This is a genomic window from Blastococcus sp. SYSU D01042 (assembly GCF_054050515.1).
In genome coordinates this window covers 22,850-41,087 of record NZ_JBJGZM010000004.1, presented here as the reverse complement: position 1 = coordinate 41,087, position 18,238 = coordinate 22,850, and the positions used below count along the sequence as shown (strand labels likewise).

Below are 18,238 nucleotides of genomic sequence, written 5' to 3'. Positions count from 1 at the left end.
CCCGGCTCAGCTCTGGGAGCCGGCGGCGTGCAGCACGGTGGCCGTGCCGGCGGGGTAGAACAGCCCGACGTGCCCGTCGGGTTCCCAGCGCACCCGGTACGGCGGCCCGCCGCCGGGTTCGGCGCACCCCACCACCTCACCGGTGCGGTCGGGCTCCCCCTGGCGGGTGGCGTGGACGACGATGCGGTCTCCGACGTGCGCTTCCACGGCGGCCTCCTGGAGGTGCGACTGTGGTCTGCGTCACAGCCTGCCCCGCGCCGGGGAGCGGATCAAGGGACCGCGTCCCGCCGCCGCCGGGCCGCCCGCTGCTCGAGGTCGCGCACCCCGCGGCGGTGCACCAGCCAGCCGAGGGCGATCAGCAGGACACCCGACAGCAGGAAGCCGATGTCCCAGCTGAGCGGCGCGCCCAGGTCGTCGCGGACGTGGTGCACGCCCAGGATCTGGTGGTCGACCAGTCCCTCGACCAGGTTGAACAGCCCCCAGCCGACGAGCACGAGGCCGAGGTGGAAGCTCCAGCTCGGTGCGATCCGGCCCTGCCGCCAGGCGATCAGCGCCGTGACCATGCCGGCCACGGCGGCCGCCCAGGTGCCCAGGTGGAAGAAGCCGTCGGCGACCGTGTTCGCCTCCAGTCCGGCCAGCGTCCCCGGGTCGCGGCCCTCGACGGAGCTGACCATGTGGTGCCACTGCAGGATCTGGTGCAGCACGATCCCGTCGACGAAGCCGCCGAACCCGATGCCGTAGAGCAGCCCCGAGGCCCGCGACGGCAGCCGCTCCCCCGCCGCCGTCGTCCCTGTCGCCATGGCGTGCCCGCTACCCCGCGCGGGCGTCCCGCACCCGCCCGCGCATGCTGGAGACCATGAGCGCTCCCGACCACGCCGCCGGCCGCGACCAGGCCACCGGCACGGCGCACGCCGTCCTGGCCTCCACCGCGGACCTGCCCGCCCCGTGGGCGGCGATCTGCGGCGCGTCGGTCGGCGTCGTGCAGGGGAAGTGGCACGGCCCGCGCGGCCTCGGTTCGGCCGACCCCTGCGCCGAGTGCCGGCGGCTCACCGGGACCTGACCGCGGGACCCCCTCTCCGCAACAGCGGTGTGGCTCGTCCGCCTATCGGCGGTCCCATGTTGGGGATAACGGTCGTACTCAGGTCGAGCCGGACGCCGGCTCGACCCGGGTGCGGCTCGGGGTCAGCTGTCCACGAAGCGGTTGAGCCGCTCGACGGCCTCGACGAACTCCTCGACCATCTCCAGCACCACCCGCCGCGAGGGCCGGACGCTGCTCATGCTCGCGCTGCCCACGATCTGCCCCACGAAGTAGGTGGCCAGGTCGTTGGCGGGGGTGCCCTGCGTCGCCGCGACCCGGTTGATGCGGGCCAGCGCCTCGCCGACGAGCATCGGCTGCAGCGGCATCGGCAGGGTGCCCGGGCCGTCGGCGGACTCCCACTCCTCGGTCCACGGGCTGCGCAGCATGCGCGCGGGCTTGCCGGTCATGGAGCGGGAGCGGACCGTGTCGCCCAGCCCCGCGCGCAGGAACTTCTCCTTGACCGCGGGGTGGGTCTCGGCCTCCTCGGTGGTCAGCCACACCGAGCCGCACCACACGCCGTCGGCGCCCAGCGCCATGCCGGCGGCGAGCTGGCGGCCGCGGCCGATCCCGCCGGCGGCCAGCACCGGCAGCGGGCCGACGGCGTCGACCACCTCGGGCACGAGCACCATCGTGGCGATCTGGCCGGTGTGCCCGCCGGCCTCGGTCCCCTGGGCGACGATCAGGTCCGCGCCGGCCTCCTTGTGGCGGACGGCGTGGTGCACCGAGCCGGCGAGCGCCGCGACCGGGATGCCGGCGCCGTGCGCCCGCTCGATGAAGTGCGGCGGCGGGGGGCCCAGCGCGGAGGCGACGAGCTTGGTCTCGTGGGCGAACAGTACGTCCAGCAGCGGCGCCATGCTCCTCGGGTCGACGCGCATGCCGCCGACGCCGGAGCTGCGCCCGCCGGTCGGGACGTCGGCCGGCAGCGGCGGGATGCCGTACCGGTCGAGCAGGCCGTCCAGCCACTGCCGGTGCTCCGCGGGCAGCAGGTCGCCGAGCGCCGCGCGGTCCAGGCCGCCGGACTCCGAGCCCGCGAACTTCTCCGGGACGAGCAGGTCGACGCCGTAGGGCCGGCCCTTCACCTCCGCCTCGATCCAGGCGAGGTCGATGTCCAGCTGCTCGGGGGTGTGCGCCACGGCGCCCAGCACGCCGAGCCCACCGGCGTTGGTGACGGCGGCGACGACGTCGCGGCAGTGGCTGAAGGCGAAGATCGGGACGTCGATGCCGACCAGGTCGGTGGCGGGAGTGCGCACGGGTACTGCCTCTCGGGAGCGGGTCGGAGCGGATTCAGGTGCGGCGGTGCGGCGCCGGGGTCACGTCGCGAGCCCCCGGAGGATGATCTCGACGGCCTCGTCGGCGGCCCGCGGAGGCGGGCTGCGCAGCGTGCGCGCCACCTCGGGGTCGGCGAAGCCGCGGCCGAGGCCGGCGAGCACGCGGGCCACGGCGGCGGTGTCCACGTCGGCGACGTCCCCGCGGGCCACGGCGGCGTCGAGCAGGCTGCGGGTGACGTCGACGAGGTACTGGTTGTGGCTGTCGACCAGCGCCCGGACGGCGGGCACCGTCGTGAGGTCGCGCGACCAGGCATCGGTCGCGCGGCCGACGGCGACGTGCGCCGCCCGCAGGTAGGCGCGGATCGCCTGCAGGGGCGGCATCCCGTCGCCGATGGTGCGCTGCGCGGTGCCACCGATGCGCCAGAGCTGGCGGTCGACGACCATGAGCAGTAGGGCGTCCCTGCTGGGCGCCAGGGCGTAGAGGGTGCGCAGCGAGCACCCGGCCCGGGCCGCGATCTCGGCCATGGTCAGCTCGGCGAACCCCTCGCGGAACATCGCGTCGAGCTGCCGCAGCACCTCGCGCTGCCGCCCCGTGAGCTGCTCCTCCCGCTCCCGGTCGAGCACGGGGCGCGGCCGCTCCGGCGGGGCAAGCAGCGAGCGGGCCATGCGCGGAACCTAGGGCGGTAACGCGATGACGTCAACGTTACCGCCGCGGTCTCAGGTGGATGTGCCGAGGCGGTACAGCGCGGTGTGCCGGGTGTGCAGCACGGTTTCGCCGTCGGCGAGGACGAGCGCGTCGTAGCGCACCTCGTCGTGGGACCCGCGCCTGCCGACCGCGGTCACGCGACCGTGCGACGTGACGAGCGCCGGCAGCCGGGCGACGCCGAGGAAGGTGCAGTCGCTCGCCGTGTGGATCCACGGCCCGAGGACGACGGTGCGGGTGAGCAGCCGGTGGACGGCCTTGAGCAGCATCCCGGGGTGGGCCAGCGAGCGCTCGCGGTACAGCGCCAGCGGCTCGCCGACCGCGTCCAGGTACCACTCGTTCTGCTCGACGGTGACCGGCTCCTCGACGCTGGGGAACGGCCCGACGACCGGGTCGTCCACCATCCCGGCGCCACCCGGCACCTCGTCGAGACCGGTGAGGTCGGGGCGGTCCCCGGTGCGCGCGGCGGTGCCGACGCAGCGCACGACGCCGTCGGGCCCGGTGGCGGTGAGCGCCCCGTCGCGGACCTGCACCAGCAGCTCCTCGCCGGAGTAGACCGGGCGCCGGAAGCGCACGTCGATGCGCCCGCCGGCCAGCCACTCCTCGCCCCAGGCCTCGACCAGCGGCGTGGTCAGCCGGGCGAACAGCTCGACGCCGGGCACGAGCGCGCCGGTGAAGCCGAACTGCTGCGCGACGTCGTCGGAGTGGATCCGGTTGGCCGCCTCCTCGACCACGCGGGCGGTGAACCGGTGCGGGGCGGGGGTGTCCATGCCGCGGATCGTGGCACGGACGGGCCGGACGCGGCCGGGTGGCGCACCACGGGGTCCGGCATACTCGGCGCCGTGATCGCGCGGCCGGACCCGCGCGTCCGCGTCCTGCACGTCCCCGCCGACCACGGCTACGTGGGCGCATGGTCGTGCGCCGCACCCGCGACGAGCACCGGGGCGGCGGGCAGGTGCTCGACCACCTCGACGCGCCGGGCGTGACCGCGATGCCTGCCCCCGACGTCGACCTGCAGCGGGAGCGGGGCCGCGAGGACCACCGCCGGCGGGTCCGCTTCACCCGCACCGCCGTCGAGCGCCCGGACGATCGGGGCGTCCCACGCGCCGGAGGTGAGCGTCACCGGCGGGCGTGCCGCTCCCCGGTCAACCGGGCCAGCTCGGTGAGGAAGCCGACGACGGCCCCCACCGCGACGCACTCACCGAGGACCACCACGGCCTCGGTGTGGGCCGGCGTCCAGCCCTTCGTCCCCCACATCGGCTCCTTGGCCACCGCCGGTCCACCGTCGACGTCCGACCTGCCGAGCTGCACCGTCATCGCCGGCCTCCTCCCGCCGACGGCAGCATCCCCGCCGAGCGCCTGGCCGCGCCTCCCCCCGGCGGCATGAAGGGGGACGTAGCGGCCGGGCGCGGAAGACGCAGCAGGGGCGGGCCGGCCTCACGGCCGACCCGCCCCTCACCTGCGTGTTCCCTCTGTCGGGCTGACAGGATTTGAACCTGCGACCCCTTGACCCCCAGTCAAGTGCGCTACCAAGCTGCGCTACAGCCCGCGCTCCGCCGTGCTCTCCCGGAGATCCGGGCGCGCGACGACCGCCCCGGAAGATTACCGCACCGCCACCCGCCGTCCGGCAGCGCCCCGACCGGCCCACGAGGCGCTGCGATCAGTTCCTCGGGTCCGCGGCGTCAAACCCGGTGACACCCGATGACGGTAGTGCCAGCCTTTCCCGGACGAGCCGTCGTCATCCTCCTCGACCAGGGCGCCGCGGGGCGCCGGAGGGACCGCGTCATGGGCAGGACGTTCGCATCCAAGGTGAGCCACCGGCGCTTCAAGTGGGTCATCCTCGTCTTCTGGCTGGTGCTCGCCGCCGCCTCGGGACCGCTGGCAGGCGCGCTCACCGACGAGCAGGACAACGAGGTCTCCTCGTGGCTGCCCGGTGATGCCGAGTCCACGCGGGCGATCGAGCTGCAGGCCGAGTTGGGCTCGGACCCCGACGTCATCCAGGCCGTCGTCGTCTACGAGCGGACCAGCGGCCTGACCGACGACGACCTCGTCGCGATCACGGACGACGCCACCGCCTTCGGTGGGTTGGAGGACCTCGACGGGGAGATCGTCGGCCCGATCCTCTCCGAGGACGGCGAGGCGGCCGAGCTGGTCGTGCCGCTGAACATGGGCGCCGAGGGCTGGGAGGCGATCGCCCCGCTGGTCGACGACATGCGCGAGGTCGCCGCCGACGGACCCGACGGCCTGGACACCTGGGTCACCGGACCCGCCGGCAACGCCGCCGACTCCTCCGAGGCGTTCGAGGGCATCGACGGTGCGCTGCTGTTCGCCGCCCTCGGCGTGGTCATCCTGATCCTGCTGTTCACCTACCGCAGCCCGGTGCTGTGGATCCTGCCGATCTTCTCCTCGGTGGTGGCGCTGTTCTGCTCGCAGGCGCTGATCACCCTGCTGGCGCGCCACGCCGACCTCACGGTCAACGCGCAGAGCGCCAGCATCCTGACCGTCCTGGTGATCGGCGCCGGCACCGACTACGCGCTGCTGCTCGTCGCCCGCTACCGGGAGGAGCTGCGGCTGCACGCCGATCGGCACGAGGCGATGACCGAGGCCGTGCACCGCGCAGGTCCGGGGGTGCTGGCCAGCGGCGGCACCGTGATCCTGGGCATGCTGTGCCTGGTCTTCGCGACGATGAACTCGACCGCCGGCCTGGGCCCGGTCGCGGCCATCGGCGTGGGCGTCACGCTCGTCGTGCTCATGACCCTGCTCCCCGCCCTGCTGGTCATCTGCGGCCGCTGGGTCTTCTGGCCGGTGCGCCCCGCGCTGGGCAGCCCCGAGCCGAGCGCGACGGGGTTCTGGTCCCGCGTGGGCGGGCTGATCAAGCCTCGCCCCCGCGCGGTGTGGATCGTCACCACCGTGCTGCTGCTCGCGGCGAGCCTCGGGCTCTTCGGCCTGGACGCCAAGGGCCTCAGCCAGGCCGACGGCTTCCGCGGCACGCCGGAGTCGATCACCGGCGAGGAGGTCGCCAGCCGGCACTTCCCGGCGTCGGCCGGCAACCCGGTCTACGTGCTGACCACCGCGGCCGACGCGGACGACGTCGCCGCAGCGACGCTGGCCACCGAGGGCATCGAGGCCACCGCCGACCCGCAGCTCACCGGGGACGCCGCGCTCATCGAGGCGACGCTGGCCGACCCGGCGGACAGCCAGGCCGCCTACGACACCATCGACCGGCTGCGCGCCGAGCTCGACGACGTGGGCGACGGCGAGGCGCTGGTGGGCGGCAACACCGCCGTCAACCTCGACGTGCAGACCGCCTCCCAGCGCGACAACCGGGTGATCATCCCGCTCATCATGGGCGTCGTGCTGCTGGTGCTGGGCGTGCTCCTGCGGGCGGTCGTGGCACCGCTGATCCTGATCGCCACCGTCGTGCTGTCCTACGGGGCCGCGCTCGGCATCAGCGCGCTGATCTTCGACTGGGCCCTCGGCGTCGGGACGACGGACAGCTCGTTCCCGCTGTTCGTCTTCGTCTTCCTGGTCGCGCTGGGCATCGACTACAACATCTTCCTGATGACCCGGGTGCGCGAGGAGGCGCACGACCACGGCACCCGGCGCGCGGCCCTCATCGGGCTGGCGGCCACGGGTGGCGTGATCACCTCGGCCGGCCTGGTCCTCGCCGCGACGTTCGCAGTCCTGGGCACCCTGCCCCTGACGTTCCTCACCCAGCTGGGCATCGCCGTGGCGCTCGGCGTCCTGCTGGACACGATCGTCGTGCGGTCGGTGCTGGTCACCGCGCTCAACCTGGACGTGGGCCGGCACATGTGGTGGCCCAGCCGGCTGGCGCAGCAGGAGGACGAGCCGGAGCCCGTCCGCGCCGCGGACGTGAAGGTGCCCGCACCCCGGACGCGGCAGGACGCCCCGGGCGGCGTCCGCCCCGGGCAGTGAGCGGTGGGAGGGCCGGCGCCCGCCGGCCCTCCCCCGTCAGCCGCGCTTGGCGTCCCGGTCGCGGCCCTCGCGCACCTTGACCGAGACCTCGATCGGGGTGCCGGAGAAGCCGAACTGCTCGCGCAGCTTGCGCTGCAGGAACCGCCGGTACCCGGCCTCCAGGAAGCCCGTGGAGAAGACCACGAAGCGCGGCGGGCGGACGTCGGCCTGCGTGACGTACTTGATCTTGGGCGCGCGGCCCCCGCGCGCCGGCGGCGGCGTCTCCTGCACCAGCGCCCGGACGAACTGGTTGAGCTCGGCGGTCGGGATGCGCTTCTCCCACGAGGCCAGGGCCCAGCGCAGGTGATCGGCGAGCTTGCCGACGCCCCGGCCGGTGGAGGCGGAGATGTTCACCCGCGTCGCCCACTTCACGTGGGCCAGGTCGCGATCGATCTCGCGCTCGAGCTGGTCGTGCCGGTCCTCGTCGAGGGTGTCCCACTTGTTGAAGGCCAGCACCAGGGCGCGGCCGGCCTCGACGACCTGGGTGATGACCCGCTGGTCCTGCTCGCTGATCACCTCGTCGGCGGCCAGCAGGACGACGCAGACCTCGGCGGCCTGGATCGCGGCCTCGGTGCGCAGGCTGGCGTAGTACTCCATGCCGCTGGCGGTGTTCACCTTGCGGCGCAGCCCCGCCGTGTCGACGAAGCGCCACTCCTCGCCGCCGAGGGTGACGATCGAGTCGACCGGGTCGACCGTGGTCCCCGCGACGGAGTCGACCACCGATCGCTCGTCCTTGGCCAGCCGGTTGAGCAGGCTGGACTTGCCGACGTTCGGCCGGCCGACCAGCGCCACGCGGCGCGGGCCCTCCTCGTGCTCCTGCTCGCGCGGTGCCTCGGGCAGCGCGTCGAGGATCAGGTCGAGCAGGTCGCCGCTGGAGCGGCCGTGCAGCGCGCTGACCGGCTGGGGCTCCCCCATGCCCAGGCCCCACAGCTCGGCGACGTTGGCCTCGCTGCGCTCGTCGTCGACCTTGTTGGCCACGAGGATGACCGGCCGGTCGCTGCGGCGCAGCACCCGCGCGGCGGCCAGGTCGGTGTCGGTGGCCCCGACCTGGCTGTCGACCACCAGGACGATGACGTCGGCGGTCCCCATGGCGAACTCGGCCTGGCGGGTGATCGACGCGCCGATGCCGCTGGCCTTCGGGTCCCAGCCGCCGGTGTCCATCACGGTGAAGCGCTTGCCGTTCCACAGCGCCTCGTAGGAGATGCGGTCGCGCGTCACGCCCGGGACGTCCTGCACGACGGCGGCGCGCCGGCCGAGGATGCGGTTGACCAGCGTCGACTTGCCCACGTTCGGGCGGCCCACGATGGCGACGACGGGCAGCGGCCCGCCCTGGTTCTCCGTCACGAGCGATCCCCCGTCACCAGCGCGGAGCCGGCCAGCTCCACGATGCGGTCCACCACGGCCTGCTGGTCCAGCTCGCTGCTGTCCACGACCACGGCGTCCGCGGCCGGTCGCAGCGGGCTGTCGGCCCGGCTGCTGTCGTACTCGTCCCGGCGGCGCAGATCCGCGGCCAGGGCATCGATCCGCGCGGGGTCGGTGAGCCCCAGCTGCCCCGCCCGGCGCTGGGCGCGGATCTCCGGGGCCGCGGTCAGGTAGACCTTGAGCGTCGCGTCGGGCAGCACGACGGTGCCGATGTCGCGGCCCTCGACGACGACGGCGTCGTGCGCCGCCACCAGGTCGCGCTGCTGGGCGACGAGCTGCCGGCGCACGGCCGGCACCGCGGAGACGGCGGACACCGCACCGGTCACCTCCGCGCTCCGGATGCGGACGGCGACGTCGACGCCGTCGACCTCGACGCGCTCGGTGCCCGCCTCGGTGCCGACCTCGATGCGCGCCCCGGCGACGACCCGGGCGACGGCCTCGGCGTCCTCGGGGTCGACGGCGGCGTCCAGGACGGCGACGGTGGCCGCGCGGTACATCGCGCCGGTGTCCAGGTAGGCCGCCCCCAGCCGGGCCGCGACGCCCCGGGCGACGCTGGACTTGCCGGTGCCCGACGGGCCGTCGAGGGTCACCGCGCCGCGGAAGCCGTGCTGCGCGGTCACTGGGCGATGTCCCGGCGCAGCGCGGCCGCGCCGCGCAGGTAGACGTGCTGGATCTCGGCACGGCGACGGGGGGTGTCCACGTGCGCCATGAGGCGGAGCACCCGCGGCAGCGCGTGCGGCACGGCGATCTCGGTGGCGCACATCAGCGGCACGTCGCCCATGCCCAGCTCGCGCGCGGCCAGCGCCGGGAACTCCGACACCAGGTCGGGGGTGGCGGTGAACAGGATGCTGATGACGTCGTCGTGCTCCAGCGCGTTGCGCTCCAGCACGGTGCTCACCAGCTCGCGGGTCGCCTCGAGCACCTGCTCCCGGTCGTCGGCGTCGACCTGGGTCGCGCCCCGGATGGCTCGGACGGCCATGCACACTCCTCGTTCAGACGGCAGCCCCGACCACGGGGCCACGCGAAGTCTAGTTTCGGCCCGTCGAGGGGCCGCCCGCTCAGAGCCCGACCAGCTCCGACAGCGCGCCGAGCTCCTGACGGCTCAGCTTGCGGATGGTCCCCGACCGCATCGCCCGCAGCTCGATGGGGCCGACCGCGGTGCGGGTCAGCCGGGAGACCGGCAGCCCGACCTCGGCCAGCAGCCGGCGGACGATGTGCTTGCGGCCCTCGTGCAGCACCACCTCGACCACGGACTGGCCGGCGTGGGTGTCGACGACCCGGAACGAGTCGACCTTCACCGGCCCGTCCTCCAGCTCGATGCCGCCGCGCAGCCGCTTGGCCAGGTCGCGCGGGACCGATCCCGACACCTGCGCGAGGTAGGTCTTGCGCACGCCGTAGGACGGGTGGGCCAGCCGGTGGGCCAGCTCGCCGTCGGTGGTGAGCAGCAGCAGGCCCTCGGTGTCCTGGTCGAGCCGGCCGACGTGCACGAGGCCCGGGGCGAGGTCCCCGACCATGTCCCCCACGGTGGGGCGGTTGCGGTCGTCGCTCATCGCGGTGATGACGCCCGGCGGCTTGTTCAGCGCGTAGGTGACCCGGTCGTCGCGGATCTCGATCCGGACGCCGTCGACGGCGATCTTGTCGTTGACCGGGTCGACCCGCATGCCCTGGACCCGCACGACCGAACCGTTCACGCTGATCCGGCCGGCGTCGATCATGTCCTCGCTGACCCGCCGGCTCCCCACGCCGGCCCGGGCGAGCACCTTCTGCAGCCGCTCCCCCTCGCGGTCGCCGTCGCCCGAGGGGGCGCGGTCGCCGGGGTGGGCAGGAGCCAGCTCCATGTCCTCCGACCAGCCCTCGCCGGCCTCGGTGGTGTGCTCGTCGTCCGGGATCGCAGCGTTCATCGCCGCCCAGTCTCCCACCTCCGCAGCCCGCCGAACGCCACGCCGTCGGGGCACACCTCCGCCGGCTCAGCTGTCGGGGTGCTCGTCCAGGACGGCCGCGGTCTCGGGCAGCAGCGGCGCGAGCTCCGGCAGGTCCGCGAGGCTGGTCAGCCCGAGCCGCTCGAGGAACAGCGGCGTCGTCGCGTACAGCCCACCCCCGCTGTCCGGGTCGCTGCCCACCTCGGACACCAGGCCGCGGGTGATCAGCGTGCGCATGACACCGTCCACACCGACGCCGCGGATGGCCGCCACCCGCGCGCGGGTGACCGGCTGCCGGTAGGCGATGACGGCGAGGGTCTCCAGCGCCGCCTGGGTCAGCCGGCTGCGCTGCCCGTCGACGAGGTACCGCCCGACGACGCCGGCGTGCTCCTCGCGGGTGTAGAGCCGCCACCCCTCCCCCACGCGGCGCAGCGTGATCCCGGCCGAGCGGGCGTCGTAGTGCTCGGCGAGCTCGGCCAGGCCCTCGCGGACCTGGCCGACGTCGCAGCGCAGCGCCCCGGCGAGGGTCGCCTCGTCGATCGGGTCGTCCACCACGAACAGCAGGGCCTCCAGCCCGCCGCGCAGCTCACCCGGGTCGAGCAGCTCCAGGGGCTCCGGCTCCGGCTCCGGTTCCGGGTCGGCCGGCGGTGGCGCGGGGACGGCGGCCGGTGCGTCGGCGTCGTCCTCCAGCGGGACGGGGGCGACGTCCGGCTCGTCGACCGGCAGCTCGGAGACGCGGGCCGCGAGCTCCGCGGCGACGGCGTCCCAGGCGGCGGGGTCGTCCTCGCCGCGGCGGGCGGCCTCCTCCCGGGTGGCCGCGAGCTCGGCGGCGAGCGCCTCCCAGGAGATCGGCGCCGGCTCGACCGGCCGGTCGTCGTCGCTGCTCACGAGTACTCCTCGTCGATGTCGGTCCCGGTGTCGTCCGCGTCGTCCGGGGCTGCGTCGGGCAGCGCGCCGTCGACGTCGACCGGCTCACCGGCCGGCGCCCGCCCGGACCAGCGCACGTGCAGCTCCCCCAGCGGCGTCAGCTGCTCGAAGGTCACCCGCTGCTGCCGGTAGAGCTCGAGCAGCGCCAGGAACCGGGCGACGACCTCGAGGGTGTGCGAGCAGTCCGCGGTGAGCGCCCGGAAGGAGAGGGTCCCGGCCCGGGCCAGGTGGTCGCGGACGGCGACCAGCTGCTCGCTCACGCTGACCGGCGGGGCGTGCAGGTGCCCGACGCCGACCACCTCGGGGGCCTTCGGCGCCAGGGCGCGCGCGGCCAGGGCGGCGAACTGCTCGGGCGTGAGGTCCAGCCGCACCTCGGGCACCAGGTCGGCGAAGCGCGGCTCCAGCGCGGCCACCCGCGGGAACCGGCGGACGGCGTCGGCCTCGCGCTCGCGCAGGAAGGCCGCGGCCTGCTTGTAGGCCTTGTACTGCAGCAGCCGGGCGAAGAGCAGGTCGCGCGCCTCGAGCAGCTCGAGGTCCTCCTCGTCGTCGACCTCGGCGGCCGGCAGCAGCCGGGCGGCCTTGAGGTCGAGCAGCGTGGAGGCGACGACCAGGAATTCGCTGGCCTGGTCCAGGTCCAGCTCGTCGCCGAGTGCGCGCAGGTGGGCGATGAACTCGTCGGTGACCTGCGACAGCGCGATCTCGGTGACGTCGAGCTTGTGCTTGCCGATCAGCTGCAGCAGGAGGTCGAAGGGACCCTCGAAGTTGGTCAGCCGGACGGTGAAGCGCGATGCCGGCTGCGCCTCGGTCACCCCCGCAGCCTAGGACCGCCCGGGGCTCAGCCCTGGAGGCGGCGCACCAGGACGGAGTCCTCGCCGCGCTCGGCCAGGTCGGCGAGGATCACCGAGATCGCCTCGCGGACGATGCGGCCGCGGTCGGCGGCCACGCCGTGCTGTCCGCGCAGGGTCAGCCGCGCCGTCTCCAGGGCCATGAGCTCGTCGGCCGAGATGTAGACGGTGATCTTCTCGTCGTGCTTGGTCCGCTCGCGGCCGCGGGCCGGCCGGCCCCGGGTGGGCACCGTCGGCTTGAGCACCGGGGCGGGTGCCGGCGCGCTGCGGAAGGCGGCGAGCTCGTCGTCGCCGGTCGACTCGGCACCCCCGGGGACCAGGGTGAGCGGGCTGGCCGGGGCGGCCTCGGCCGCCGGCTCCTCGGCGCGCCGGCTCGCCGAGCCGCGCAGGGCCGGCGAGCTCACGGTGCTGCTGAGGCTGGGCAGCTCGGTGACCTCGGGCACCGAGGAGCTGGAGTCGGTGCGGCGGAACAGCTCCGAGGCACCGGGGAGGACGGGTCGCCTCGTCACAGCGCCAGCACCTCCTTGGCCAGGTCGCGGTAGGCCGAGGCGCCGGAGGAGGTCGGCGCCCACGTGGTGATGGGCTGCCCGGCGACGGTGGTCTCCGGGAAGCGCACGGTGCGCTGGATGACGGTCTGGAAGACGGTGTCGCCGAAGGCCTCGACCACCCGGCTGAACACCTCCTTGCAGTGCACGGTGCGGGGGTCGTACATCGTGGCGAGGATGCCGGAGATCTCCAGCTGCGGGTTGAGCCGCTCCTTGACCTTGTCGATGGTGTCGACCAGCAGCGCCACCCCGCGCAGCGAGAAGAACTCGCACTCCAGCGGGATCATCACGCCCTGCGCGGCGGTCAGGGCGTTGACCGTGAGCAGGCCCAGCGAGGGCTGGCAGTCGATGAGGATGTAGTCGTACTCGTCGCGCACGTCGGCGAGCACGCGCAGCAGGGTCTGCTCGCGGGCGACCTCGCTGACCAGCTGCACCTCGGCGGCGGAGAGGTCGATGTTGCTGGGCACCAGGTCCAGGCCGGGGACGTCGGTGTGCACGCGCACGTCCCGCAGCGAGGTCCGGCGCTCCATGAGCGCGTTGTAGATCGTGCGGTCCATGGTCTGCGCCGGCACGCCCAGACCGACCGACAGGGCACCCTGCGGGTCCAGGTCGATGAGCAGCACCTTGCGCCCGAACTCGGTCAGCGCGGCACCCAGGTTGATCGTCGACGTCGTCTTCCCGACGCCGCCCTTCTGGTTGCACATCGCGATGACGCGGGCCGGACCGTGCTCGGTCAGCGGCTTGGGGTCCGGCAGCGGCCGCTGCCGGGCGCGTGCCGGGTCCTGCCGCGAGGCGGCGGCACCCATCTCCGGGTCGCCGTCGCGCGGGCGCGCGACGGCGGGGGCCGCGTCCGCTCGGATCGCCATGGGTCTGTCGCCTCCGCACTCGTGCCCGATCCCGGTGCTCCGGGTGCGGTCAGCCGTCCTGTCCGCTCGGGTGAGGAAGAAGCTACGAACAGTCGCCCTGCTGCCCAAGGCAACGCGCCGTGGACATGTCGACATGGCGACGAGTGACAACGGATGTGACTGCTACAGCCGAAACGGCAGCAGAACCTGCCGAAGACCCGACCGTCCAGCTGTCAGCTGAGCGCCCGCGGGTGGCTGGTCGCGTAGATCTCGCGCAGCCGGTCCACGGTCACCAGCGTGTAGACCTGCGTGGTGGTCACCGACGCGTGGCCGAGCAACTCCTGCACGACCCGGACGTCGGCGCCGCCGTCGAGCAGGTGGGTGGCGAAGGAGTGCCGCAGGGTGTGCGGCGAGACCGAGCTCGCCAGCTCGCTGCTGCCGGCCCGCTCGGCCGCGGTCCGGAGGATCTGCCAGGCGCTCTGCCGCGAGAGCGGACCGCCCCGCACGTTGAGGAACAGCGCGCCCCCGCGCACCCCGCCCCGGCTCTTCCCGGCGAGCTCCGGCCGCGCCCGCACCAGGTAGTCCTCGACAGCCCTCAGCGCGTAGCTGCCGACCGGGACGATGCGCTCCTTGCCGCCCTTGCCCGCGAGCCGCACCGTCGCCTGGCCCCGGTCGAGGTCGTCGACGGCCAGCCCGACGGCCTCGGAGATGCGCGCGCCGGTGCCGTACAGCAGCTCGAGCAATGCCCGGTCGCGGAGCCCCCGCGGTCCCTCGACCGAGCCGGCCGCCTCGATGAGGGCCACCACCTGCTCCACCGGTACCGCCTTGGGCAGCCGCCGGGCCGGGGTCGGCGGACGCACCTCGGCGGCGACGTCGTCCGGGACGAGGCCGTCGAGCAGGCAGAACCGGTGCAGCCCGCGGACGGCGACGACCGCCCGGGCCGCCGAGGTCGCCGACAGCGGCGGGTGGTCGTCGTCCCCGCGCCGCAGGGCCGCGAGGAAGCCGGCGACGTCCGACTCGCTGATCTCGCGCAGCCCGCGCACGCCCGCCGCGTCCAGGTACTCCGTGTACCGGCGCAGGTCGCGCCGGTAGGAGGCGATGGTGTTGGCGGCCAGGCCGCGCTCCACGGTCAGGTGGTCTAGGTAGCCGGTCACGGCCCGGTCCACGTCGGACCCGGCGACGCGCGGCGGGACGTCGGCGACGGTCAGGACAGCACCTCGCCCAGCGGTGCGGCGGTCAACCCGTGCGCCTCCGCCACCTCGGGCAGGACGACCGAGCCCCCGGCGACGTTCACGCCCCGGGCCAGCGCCGGGTCGGCCGCCACCGCGGCGGCCGTGCCCAGCTCGGCCAGGGCCATGACGTAGGGCAACGTCACGTTGGTCAGCGCGTGGGTCGAGGTGTTGGGCACCGCGCCGGGCATGTTGGCCACGCAGTAGAAGACCGAGCCGTGCACGCGGAAGGTCGGCTCGTCGTGCGTCGTGGGCCGGGTGTCCTCGAAGCAGCCGCCCTGGTCGACGGCGATGTCGACGAGCACCGACCCCGGCTTCATCCGCGCGACCAGCTCGTTGGTGACCAGCACGGGCGCGCGGGCGCCGGGCACGAGCACCGCGCCGATCACCAGGTCGGCGTCGAGCACCGCCCGCTCCACCTCGAACGCGGTGGAGGCGACGGTCTGCAGGTGCCCCTGGTAGATGCGGTCGGCGGCGCGCAGCTTGTCGATGTCCTTGTCCAGCACGACGACGTGGGCCTGCATGCCGAGAGCGATCGCGGCGGCGTTCATGCCGGACACCCCCGCCCCCAGGACGACGACCTTCGCCGCGTGCACGCCGGACACCCCGCCGAGCAGCACCCCACGGCCACCGTGGGCGCGTTCGAGGGCGTGCGCGCCGACCTGGGGTGCCATCCGCCCGGCGACCTCGGACATCGGCGCGAGCAGCGGCAGCGCGCCGCCGGCGGTCTGCACCGTCTCGTAGGCGATCGCGGTGGTGCCGGAGGTGACCAGGGCGTCGGTGCACTCCTTGGACGCGGCCAGGTGGAGGTAGGTGAACAGCGTCTGGTCGCGGCGCATCCGGCCGTACTCCTCGGCGACCGGTTCCTTCACCTTGAGCAGCAGCTCGGCGTCGGCCCACACGTCGTCGGCGCCCGGGACCAGCCGCGCACCGGCGGACCCGAAGTCGTCGTCGGGGATCGAGGATCCTTCGCCCGCGCCGCGCTCGACGAGCACCTCGTGCCCGGACCGCGTCAGCTCGGTCACGCCGGCCGGGGTGAGCGCGACGCGGTACTCGCCGCTCTTGACCTCTCGGGGCACCCCGATCCGCATGCGCCGGAGTCTAGGCACGAGCCCCGTGCCGCACCTCCGACCTGCGGTCCTCCGCGGCCGATCCAAGGATGGGCGGATGCGCCTGTACGCCCAGAACCCCGCCCTCCGCCTGCGTCAGCTCGCCGCTGACGTCGGCCTGCTGGTGTGGACCGTCGGCTGGGTGCTCGCGGCGCGGGCGGCGCACGGGGCGGTGCTGCTGCTGGCCGGCCCCGGCGAGGCGGTGGAGGACCTCGGGCGCTCGGTGGCCGGCAGCATGGGCTCGGCGGCGGGGGCCGCCGAGGACGTGCCGGTGGTCGGCGACGAGCTCGCCTCCCCGTTCGAGGCGCTGGCCGAGGCCAGCGGCTCGGTGCGCGGCGCCGGGCAGAGTGCGCAGGACGCCGTCGGCACGCTGGCCGCCGTCCTGGCCGTGGCGCTGGTGGTGCTGCCGGTCGGATGGCTGCTGCTGCGCTGGCTGCCGTGGCGCACCCGCTGGGTGCAGGAGGCCACGGCGGCCGGCCGCGTCCTGGCCGGTGGCCCGACCGGCGCGCCGGATCTGGAACTGCTGGCCGCCCGGGCGATGGCGACCGCACCCCTCCCCCGCCTGGCCGCCCTGCCGCAGGGCACCGGCGCCGCGTGGCGGGCGGGCGACCCGGCGGCGGTGCGGAGCCTGGCCGCTCTCGAGCTCGACCGGCTGGGGTTGCGGCTGCCCGGGAGCTGATCCTCGATCGGGCACGCGACATGTCGACTCGTCGACGTGCGGTTGCGTCGACATGTCGGTGTCGTCGGTCAGAACGGTGGCGGGTCGTCCTCATGCGATCCCGGCGGCTCGCGTCGCGGTGGTCGCAGACCCGGCGGCCGGGTCGTCCGGGTGACACCTGACGGGCTGGTGACGTGCAGCGTCCCGTCGCCGTCCAGGCGGAAGGCCCAGTCCGGGGCGAAGGTCTTCAACCGGTGGTGTGAGCGGCAGGCGCAGCAGAGGTTGCCGCAGGCGGTCCGGCCACCGGCGGAGTGCGCGACCACGTGGTCGAGGTCGGCCAGCCCGACCCGCTGACCGCAGTTCGGGAACCGGCACCGCCGGTCGCGGGTCGTGACGAACCGGCGCTGCGCGGCGCCGGGGACGTAGGAGTCAACGTCGTCGGGTGGGCCGAGCACGGCGCACCCGCAGTCGTCGGACCCAGGGTGCTCGACGCACCCCCGTGCCGCGCGTCGGGCGAGCTCGGCGGCGGTCACGGTGGCGAGCAACTGCCCCCGCTCGTCGGTGATCGCGAACGCGAGGGAACCGCCGGCCGGGGTGGTCAGGCCCATCGCCTCGATCCGGCGGAGCAGCTCCCGCAGGTGCGCGGCGGTGATCGGGAACCCGTCCACCTCGCCACCTCGGGTGCTGGTGCCCTCCAGCCCGTCGAGGGCGGCGGTGACGGTCAGCTGCACCGTCACACCGGGGAGCCCGTGGTCGGCCGGGCGGAGGATGAGCATCGCCGTGATGGCCGAGCGGATCTGCCCGATCGGCCGCTCGTCGCCGTCGGCCTTCGCCATCGCGGCCAGCTGGTCGACGACCGCGTAGCAGGCGGCCGCCTCCTCGGCGGTCATGTCCGCGGTCAGCGTGGCCATGCCGTCGGGGGCGGGCACGGCCGTGACGTCGGCGGCCCGCCGGGCCTCCTGGCGGCGGGCCTCCCCTGCGTCGGGGTCCAGCTCGGCCAGCAGCTCCAGCGCCCGCGTTCGCAGGCGGTTCGGCGACAGCTGGTCGGCCTCGGCGAGCAGCGCCGCCTCCACCGCCCGGGCCAGCTCCGGCGCCGCGGACTGCAGCGCCTCGGCGAGGACACCGGCTCGCCGCTCGTCGAGCCGCCCCTCGCTGAGGGCCGCGAACGTCGCCGGCAGGTTCTCCCGCCAGGTGAACGCACGCCGGGCCCGGAACGACGCGGTGCCCCGGCCCAGGTTGATCGCGTGGGCCAGCTCGTCGGGGAAGAACTCGCTCACGCCGGTGAACTCCGAGTCGGTCGCCCGCCAGGTCCTCCGCCGGGCACCGGCCGCCCCGGGCGCCGGGTCGTCGGTGTCCGGCCGGAGTTCGGCCAGCCGCAGGATGAGCTCGGCCTCGCGGGCGGTCTGCCGGGCCCGGTCGCGCTGGATGGCGGCCAGCTCCCGGGCGACCTGGACGTCGTCCAGCCACTCGGCCGGCGGCGAGAAGCGCCTGCGCGGCTCCGGCTGGGCGTGCACCCAGTCGATCAGCACCCCCTCCACGAGGGACCTGCCGGCCAGCGTCTCCATGCCCCGAACCTACGGGCCACCTCTGACAGTTCCCGCTGGTCAGAGGGACGATCGGTCGGCCGTGGTCGCGCCCGTCCACGTCGGCGACCAGGCTGGGCAGGTGAGCCAGGGCGAACGAAACACCTCCGGGGGCGGAGGGGCCCCGGCACT

Annotated in this window: 21 protein-coding genes and 1 tRNA gene; 3 read left to right on the top strand and 19 right to left on the bottom strand. The window is 74.7% G+C overall.

Annotated elements, in window-relative coordinates; genetic code table 11:
• Positions 1 to 6 precede the first annotated feature (6 nt).
• Positions 7 to 207, bottom strand: a complete 201-nt coding sequence (locus ACI79H_RS09125) for a DUF1918 domain-containing protein (RefSeq protein ID WP_456554055.1) — start codon at positions 205 to 207, stop codon at positions 7 to 9.
• 62 nt (positions 208 to 269) lie between these two features.
• Positions 270 to 800 (bottom strand): DUF2243 domain-containing protein, encoded by a 531-nt coding sequence (locus ACI79H_RS09120; protein ID WP_456554054.1) that lies wholly within the window; start codon positions 798 to 800, stop codon positions 270 to 272.
• A gap of 56 nt (positions 801 to 856) precedes the next feature.
• On the opposite strand from ACI79H_RS09120, the gene ACI79H_RS09115 reads away from it, so the two are divergent.
• Positions 857 to 1,060, top strand: a complete 204-nt coding sequence (locus tag ACI79H_RS09115) for a hypothetical protein (protein ID WP_456554053.1) — start codon at positions 857 to 859, stop codon at positions 1,058 to 1,060.
• Between the two features lie 122 nt (positions 1,061 to 1,182).
• Here ACI79H_RS09115 and ACI79H_RS09110 read toward each other — a convergent pair whose 3' ends face one another.
• From ACI79H_RS09110 to ACI79H_RS09085, 6 genes are all read right to left on the bottom strand, one after another.
• Complete coding sequence (locus ACI79H_RS09110; RefSeq protein ID WP_456554052.1) at positions 1,183 to 2,328, bottom strand: NAD(P)H-dependent flavin oxidoreductase; 1,146 nt, start codon at positions 2,326 to 2,328, stop codon at positions 1,183 to 1,185.
• Between the two features lie 60 nt (positions 2,329 to 2,388).
• Entirely contained in the window at positions 2,389 to 3,012 is a 624-nt protein-coding gene (locus ACI79H_RS09105; protein WP_456554051.1) for a TetR/AcrR family transcriptional regulator, read from the bottom strand.
• A 51-nt stretch (positions 3,013 to 3,063) separates the two neighbouring features.
• The gene (locus tag ACI79H_RS09100) at positions 3,064 to 3,819 is read right to left on the bottom strand and encodes a hypothetical protein (protein ID WP_456554050.1); all 756 of its coding nucleotides are present in this window, start codon (positions 3,817 to 3,819) and stop codon (positions 3,064 to 3,066) included.
• A 128-nt stretch (positions 3,820 to 3,947) separates the two neighbouring features.
• The gene (locus ACI79H_RS09095; protein ID WP_456554049.1) at positions 3,948 to 4,172 is read right to left on the bottom strand and encodes a hypothetical protein; all 225 of its coding nucleotides are present in this window, start codon (positions 4,170 to 4,172) and stop codon (positions 3,948 to 3,950) included.
• Complete coding sequence (locus tag ACI79H_RS09090) at positions 4,169 to 4,366, bottom strand: hypothetical protein (RefSeq protein ID WP_456554048.1); 198 nt, start codon at positions 4,364 to 4,366, stop codon at positions 4,169 to 4,171. Before ACI79H_RS09090 ends, ACI79H_RS09095 begins: the two co-directional genes overlap by 4 nt.
• A 158-nt stretch (positions 4,367 to 4,524) precedes the next feature.
• A tRNA-Pro gene (locus tag ACI79H_RS09085) sits at positions 4,525 to 4,598 on the bottom strand.
• A 236-nt stretch (positions 4,599 to 4,834) separates the two neighbouring features.
• On the opposite strand from ACI79H_RS09085, the gene ACI79H_RS09080 reads away from it, so the two are divergent.
• Positions 4,835 to 6,985, top strand: coding sequence for an MMPL family transporter (locus ACI79H_RS09080; protein ID WP_456554047.1), 2,151 nt, complete (start codon positions 4,835 to 4,837; stop codon positions 6,983 to 6,985).
• A 36-nt stretch (positions 6,986 to 7,021) separates the two neighbouring features.
• On the opposite strand, the gene der is transcribed toward ACI79H_RS09080, so the two are convergent.
• The 10 genes from der to ald all read right to left on the bottom strand — a co-directional run bounded on the left by der (position 7,022) and on the right by ald (position 15,847).
• Complete coding sequence (der, locus tag ACI79H_RS09075) at positions 7,022 to 8,368, bottom strand: ribosome biogenesis GTPase Der (RefSeq protein WP_456554046.1); 1,347 nt, start codon at positions 8,366 to 8,368, stop codon at positions 7,022 to 7,024.
• Positions 8,365 to 9,066: a (d)CMP kinase gene (gene cmk / locus ACI79H_RS09070; protein ID WP_456554045.1), complete on the bottom strand. Its 702-nt coding sequence runs from the start codon at positions 9,064 to 9,066 to the stop codon at positions 8,365 to 8,367. The genes der and cmk overlap by 4 nt, the downstream gene beginning before the upstream one ends.
• Positions 9,063 to 9,425: a chorismate mutase gene (gene aroH / locus ACI79H_RS09065; protein WP_456554044.1), complete on the bottom strand. Its 363-nt coding sequence runs from the start codon at positions 9,423 to 9,425 to the stop codon at positions 9,063 to 9,065. Before aroH ends, cmk begins: the two co-directional genes overlap by 4 nt.
• Positions 9,426 to 9,504: 79 nt before the next feature.
• Positions 9,505 to 10,347: a pseudouridine synthase gene (locus ACI79H_RS09060; protein ID WP_456554043.1), complete on the bottom strand. Its 843-nt coding sequence runs from the start codon at positions 10,345 to 10,347 to the stop codon at positions 9,505 to 9,507.
• Between the two features lie 66 nt (positions 10,348 to 10,413).
• Positions 10,414 to 11,253: an SMC-Scp complex subunit ScpB gene (scpB, locus tag ACI79H_RS09055; protein ID WP_456554042.1), complete on the bottom strand. Its 840-nt coding sequence runs from the start codon at positions 11,251 to 11,253 to the stop codon at positions 10,414 to 10,416.
• Positions 11,250 to 12,101, bottom strand: a complete 852-nt coding sequence (locus tag ACI79H_RS09050) for a segregation and condensation protein A (protein WP_456554041.1) — start codon at positions 12,099 to 12,101, stop codon at positions 11,250 to 11,252. Before ACI79H_RS09050 ends, scpB begins: the two co-directional genes overlap by 4 nt.
• Positions 12,102 to 12,127: 26 nt before the next feature.
• Positions 12,128 to 12,646 (bottom strand): hypothetical protein, encoded by a 519-nt coding sequence (locus ACI79H_RS09045; RefSeq protein ID WP_456554040.1) that lies wholly within the window; start codon positions 12,644 to 12,646, stop codon positions 12,128 to 12,130.
• Positions 12,643 to 13,548 carry a ParA family protein gene (locus ACI79H_RS09040; protein ID WP_456554039.1) on the bottom strand — a complete coding sequence of 302 codons (906 nt, stop codon included), beginning with the start codon at positions 13,546 to 13,548 and terminating at the stop codon, positions 12,643 to 12,645. Before ACI79H_RS09040 ends, ACI79H_RS09045 begins: the two co-directional genes overlap by 4 nt.
• A gap of 212 nt (positions 13,549 to 13,760) precedes the next feature.
• Entirely contained in the window at positions 13,761 to 14,681 is a 921-nt protein-coding gene (xerD, locus tag ACI79H_RS09035) for a site-specific tyrosine recombinase XerD (protein ID WP_456554038.1), read from the bottom strand.
• 50 nt (positions 14,682 to 14,731) lie between these two features.
• Positions 14,732 to 15,847, bottom strand: coding sequence for an alanine dehydrogenase (gene ald, locus ACI79H_RS09030; RefSeq protein WP_456554037.1), 1,116 nt, complete (start codon positions 15,845 to 15,847; stop codon positions 14,732 to 14,734).
• A gap of 76 nt (positions 15,848 to 15,923) precedes the next feature.
• Between ald and ACI79H_RS09025 the strand changes: the two genes are divergently transcribed.
• Positions 15,924 to 16,544 (top strand): hypothetical protein, encoded by a 621-nt coding sequence (locus tag ACI79H_RS09025; protein ID WP_456554036.1) that lies wholly within the window; start codon positions 15,924 to 15,926, stop codon positions 16,542 to 16,544.
• A 68-nt stretch (positions 16,545 to 16,612) separates the two neighbouring features.
• Here the strand turns inward: ACI79H_RS09025 and ACI79H_RS09020 are convergent, their stop codons facing one another.
• Positions 16,613 to 18,088 (bottom strand): DUF222 domain-containing protein, encoded by a 1,476-nt coding sequence (locus ACI79H_RS09020; protein WP_456554035.1) that lies wholly within the window; start codon positions 18,086 to 18,088, stop codon positions 16,613 to 16,615.
• Between the last annotated feature and the right edge of the window lie 150 nt (positions 18,089 to 18,238).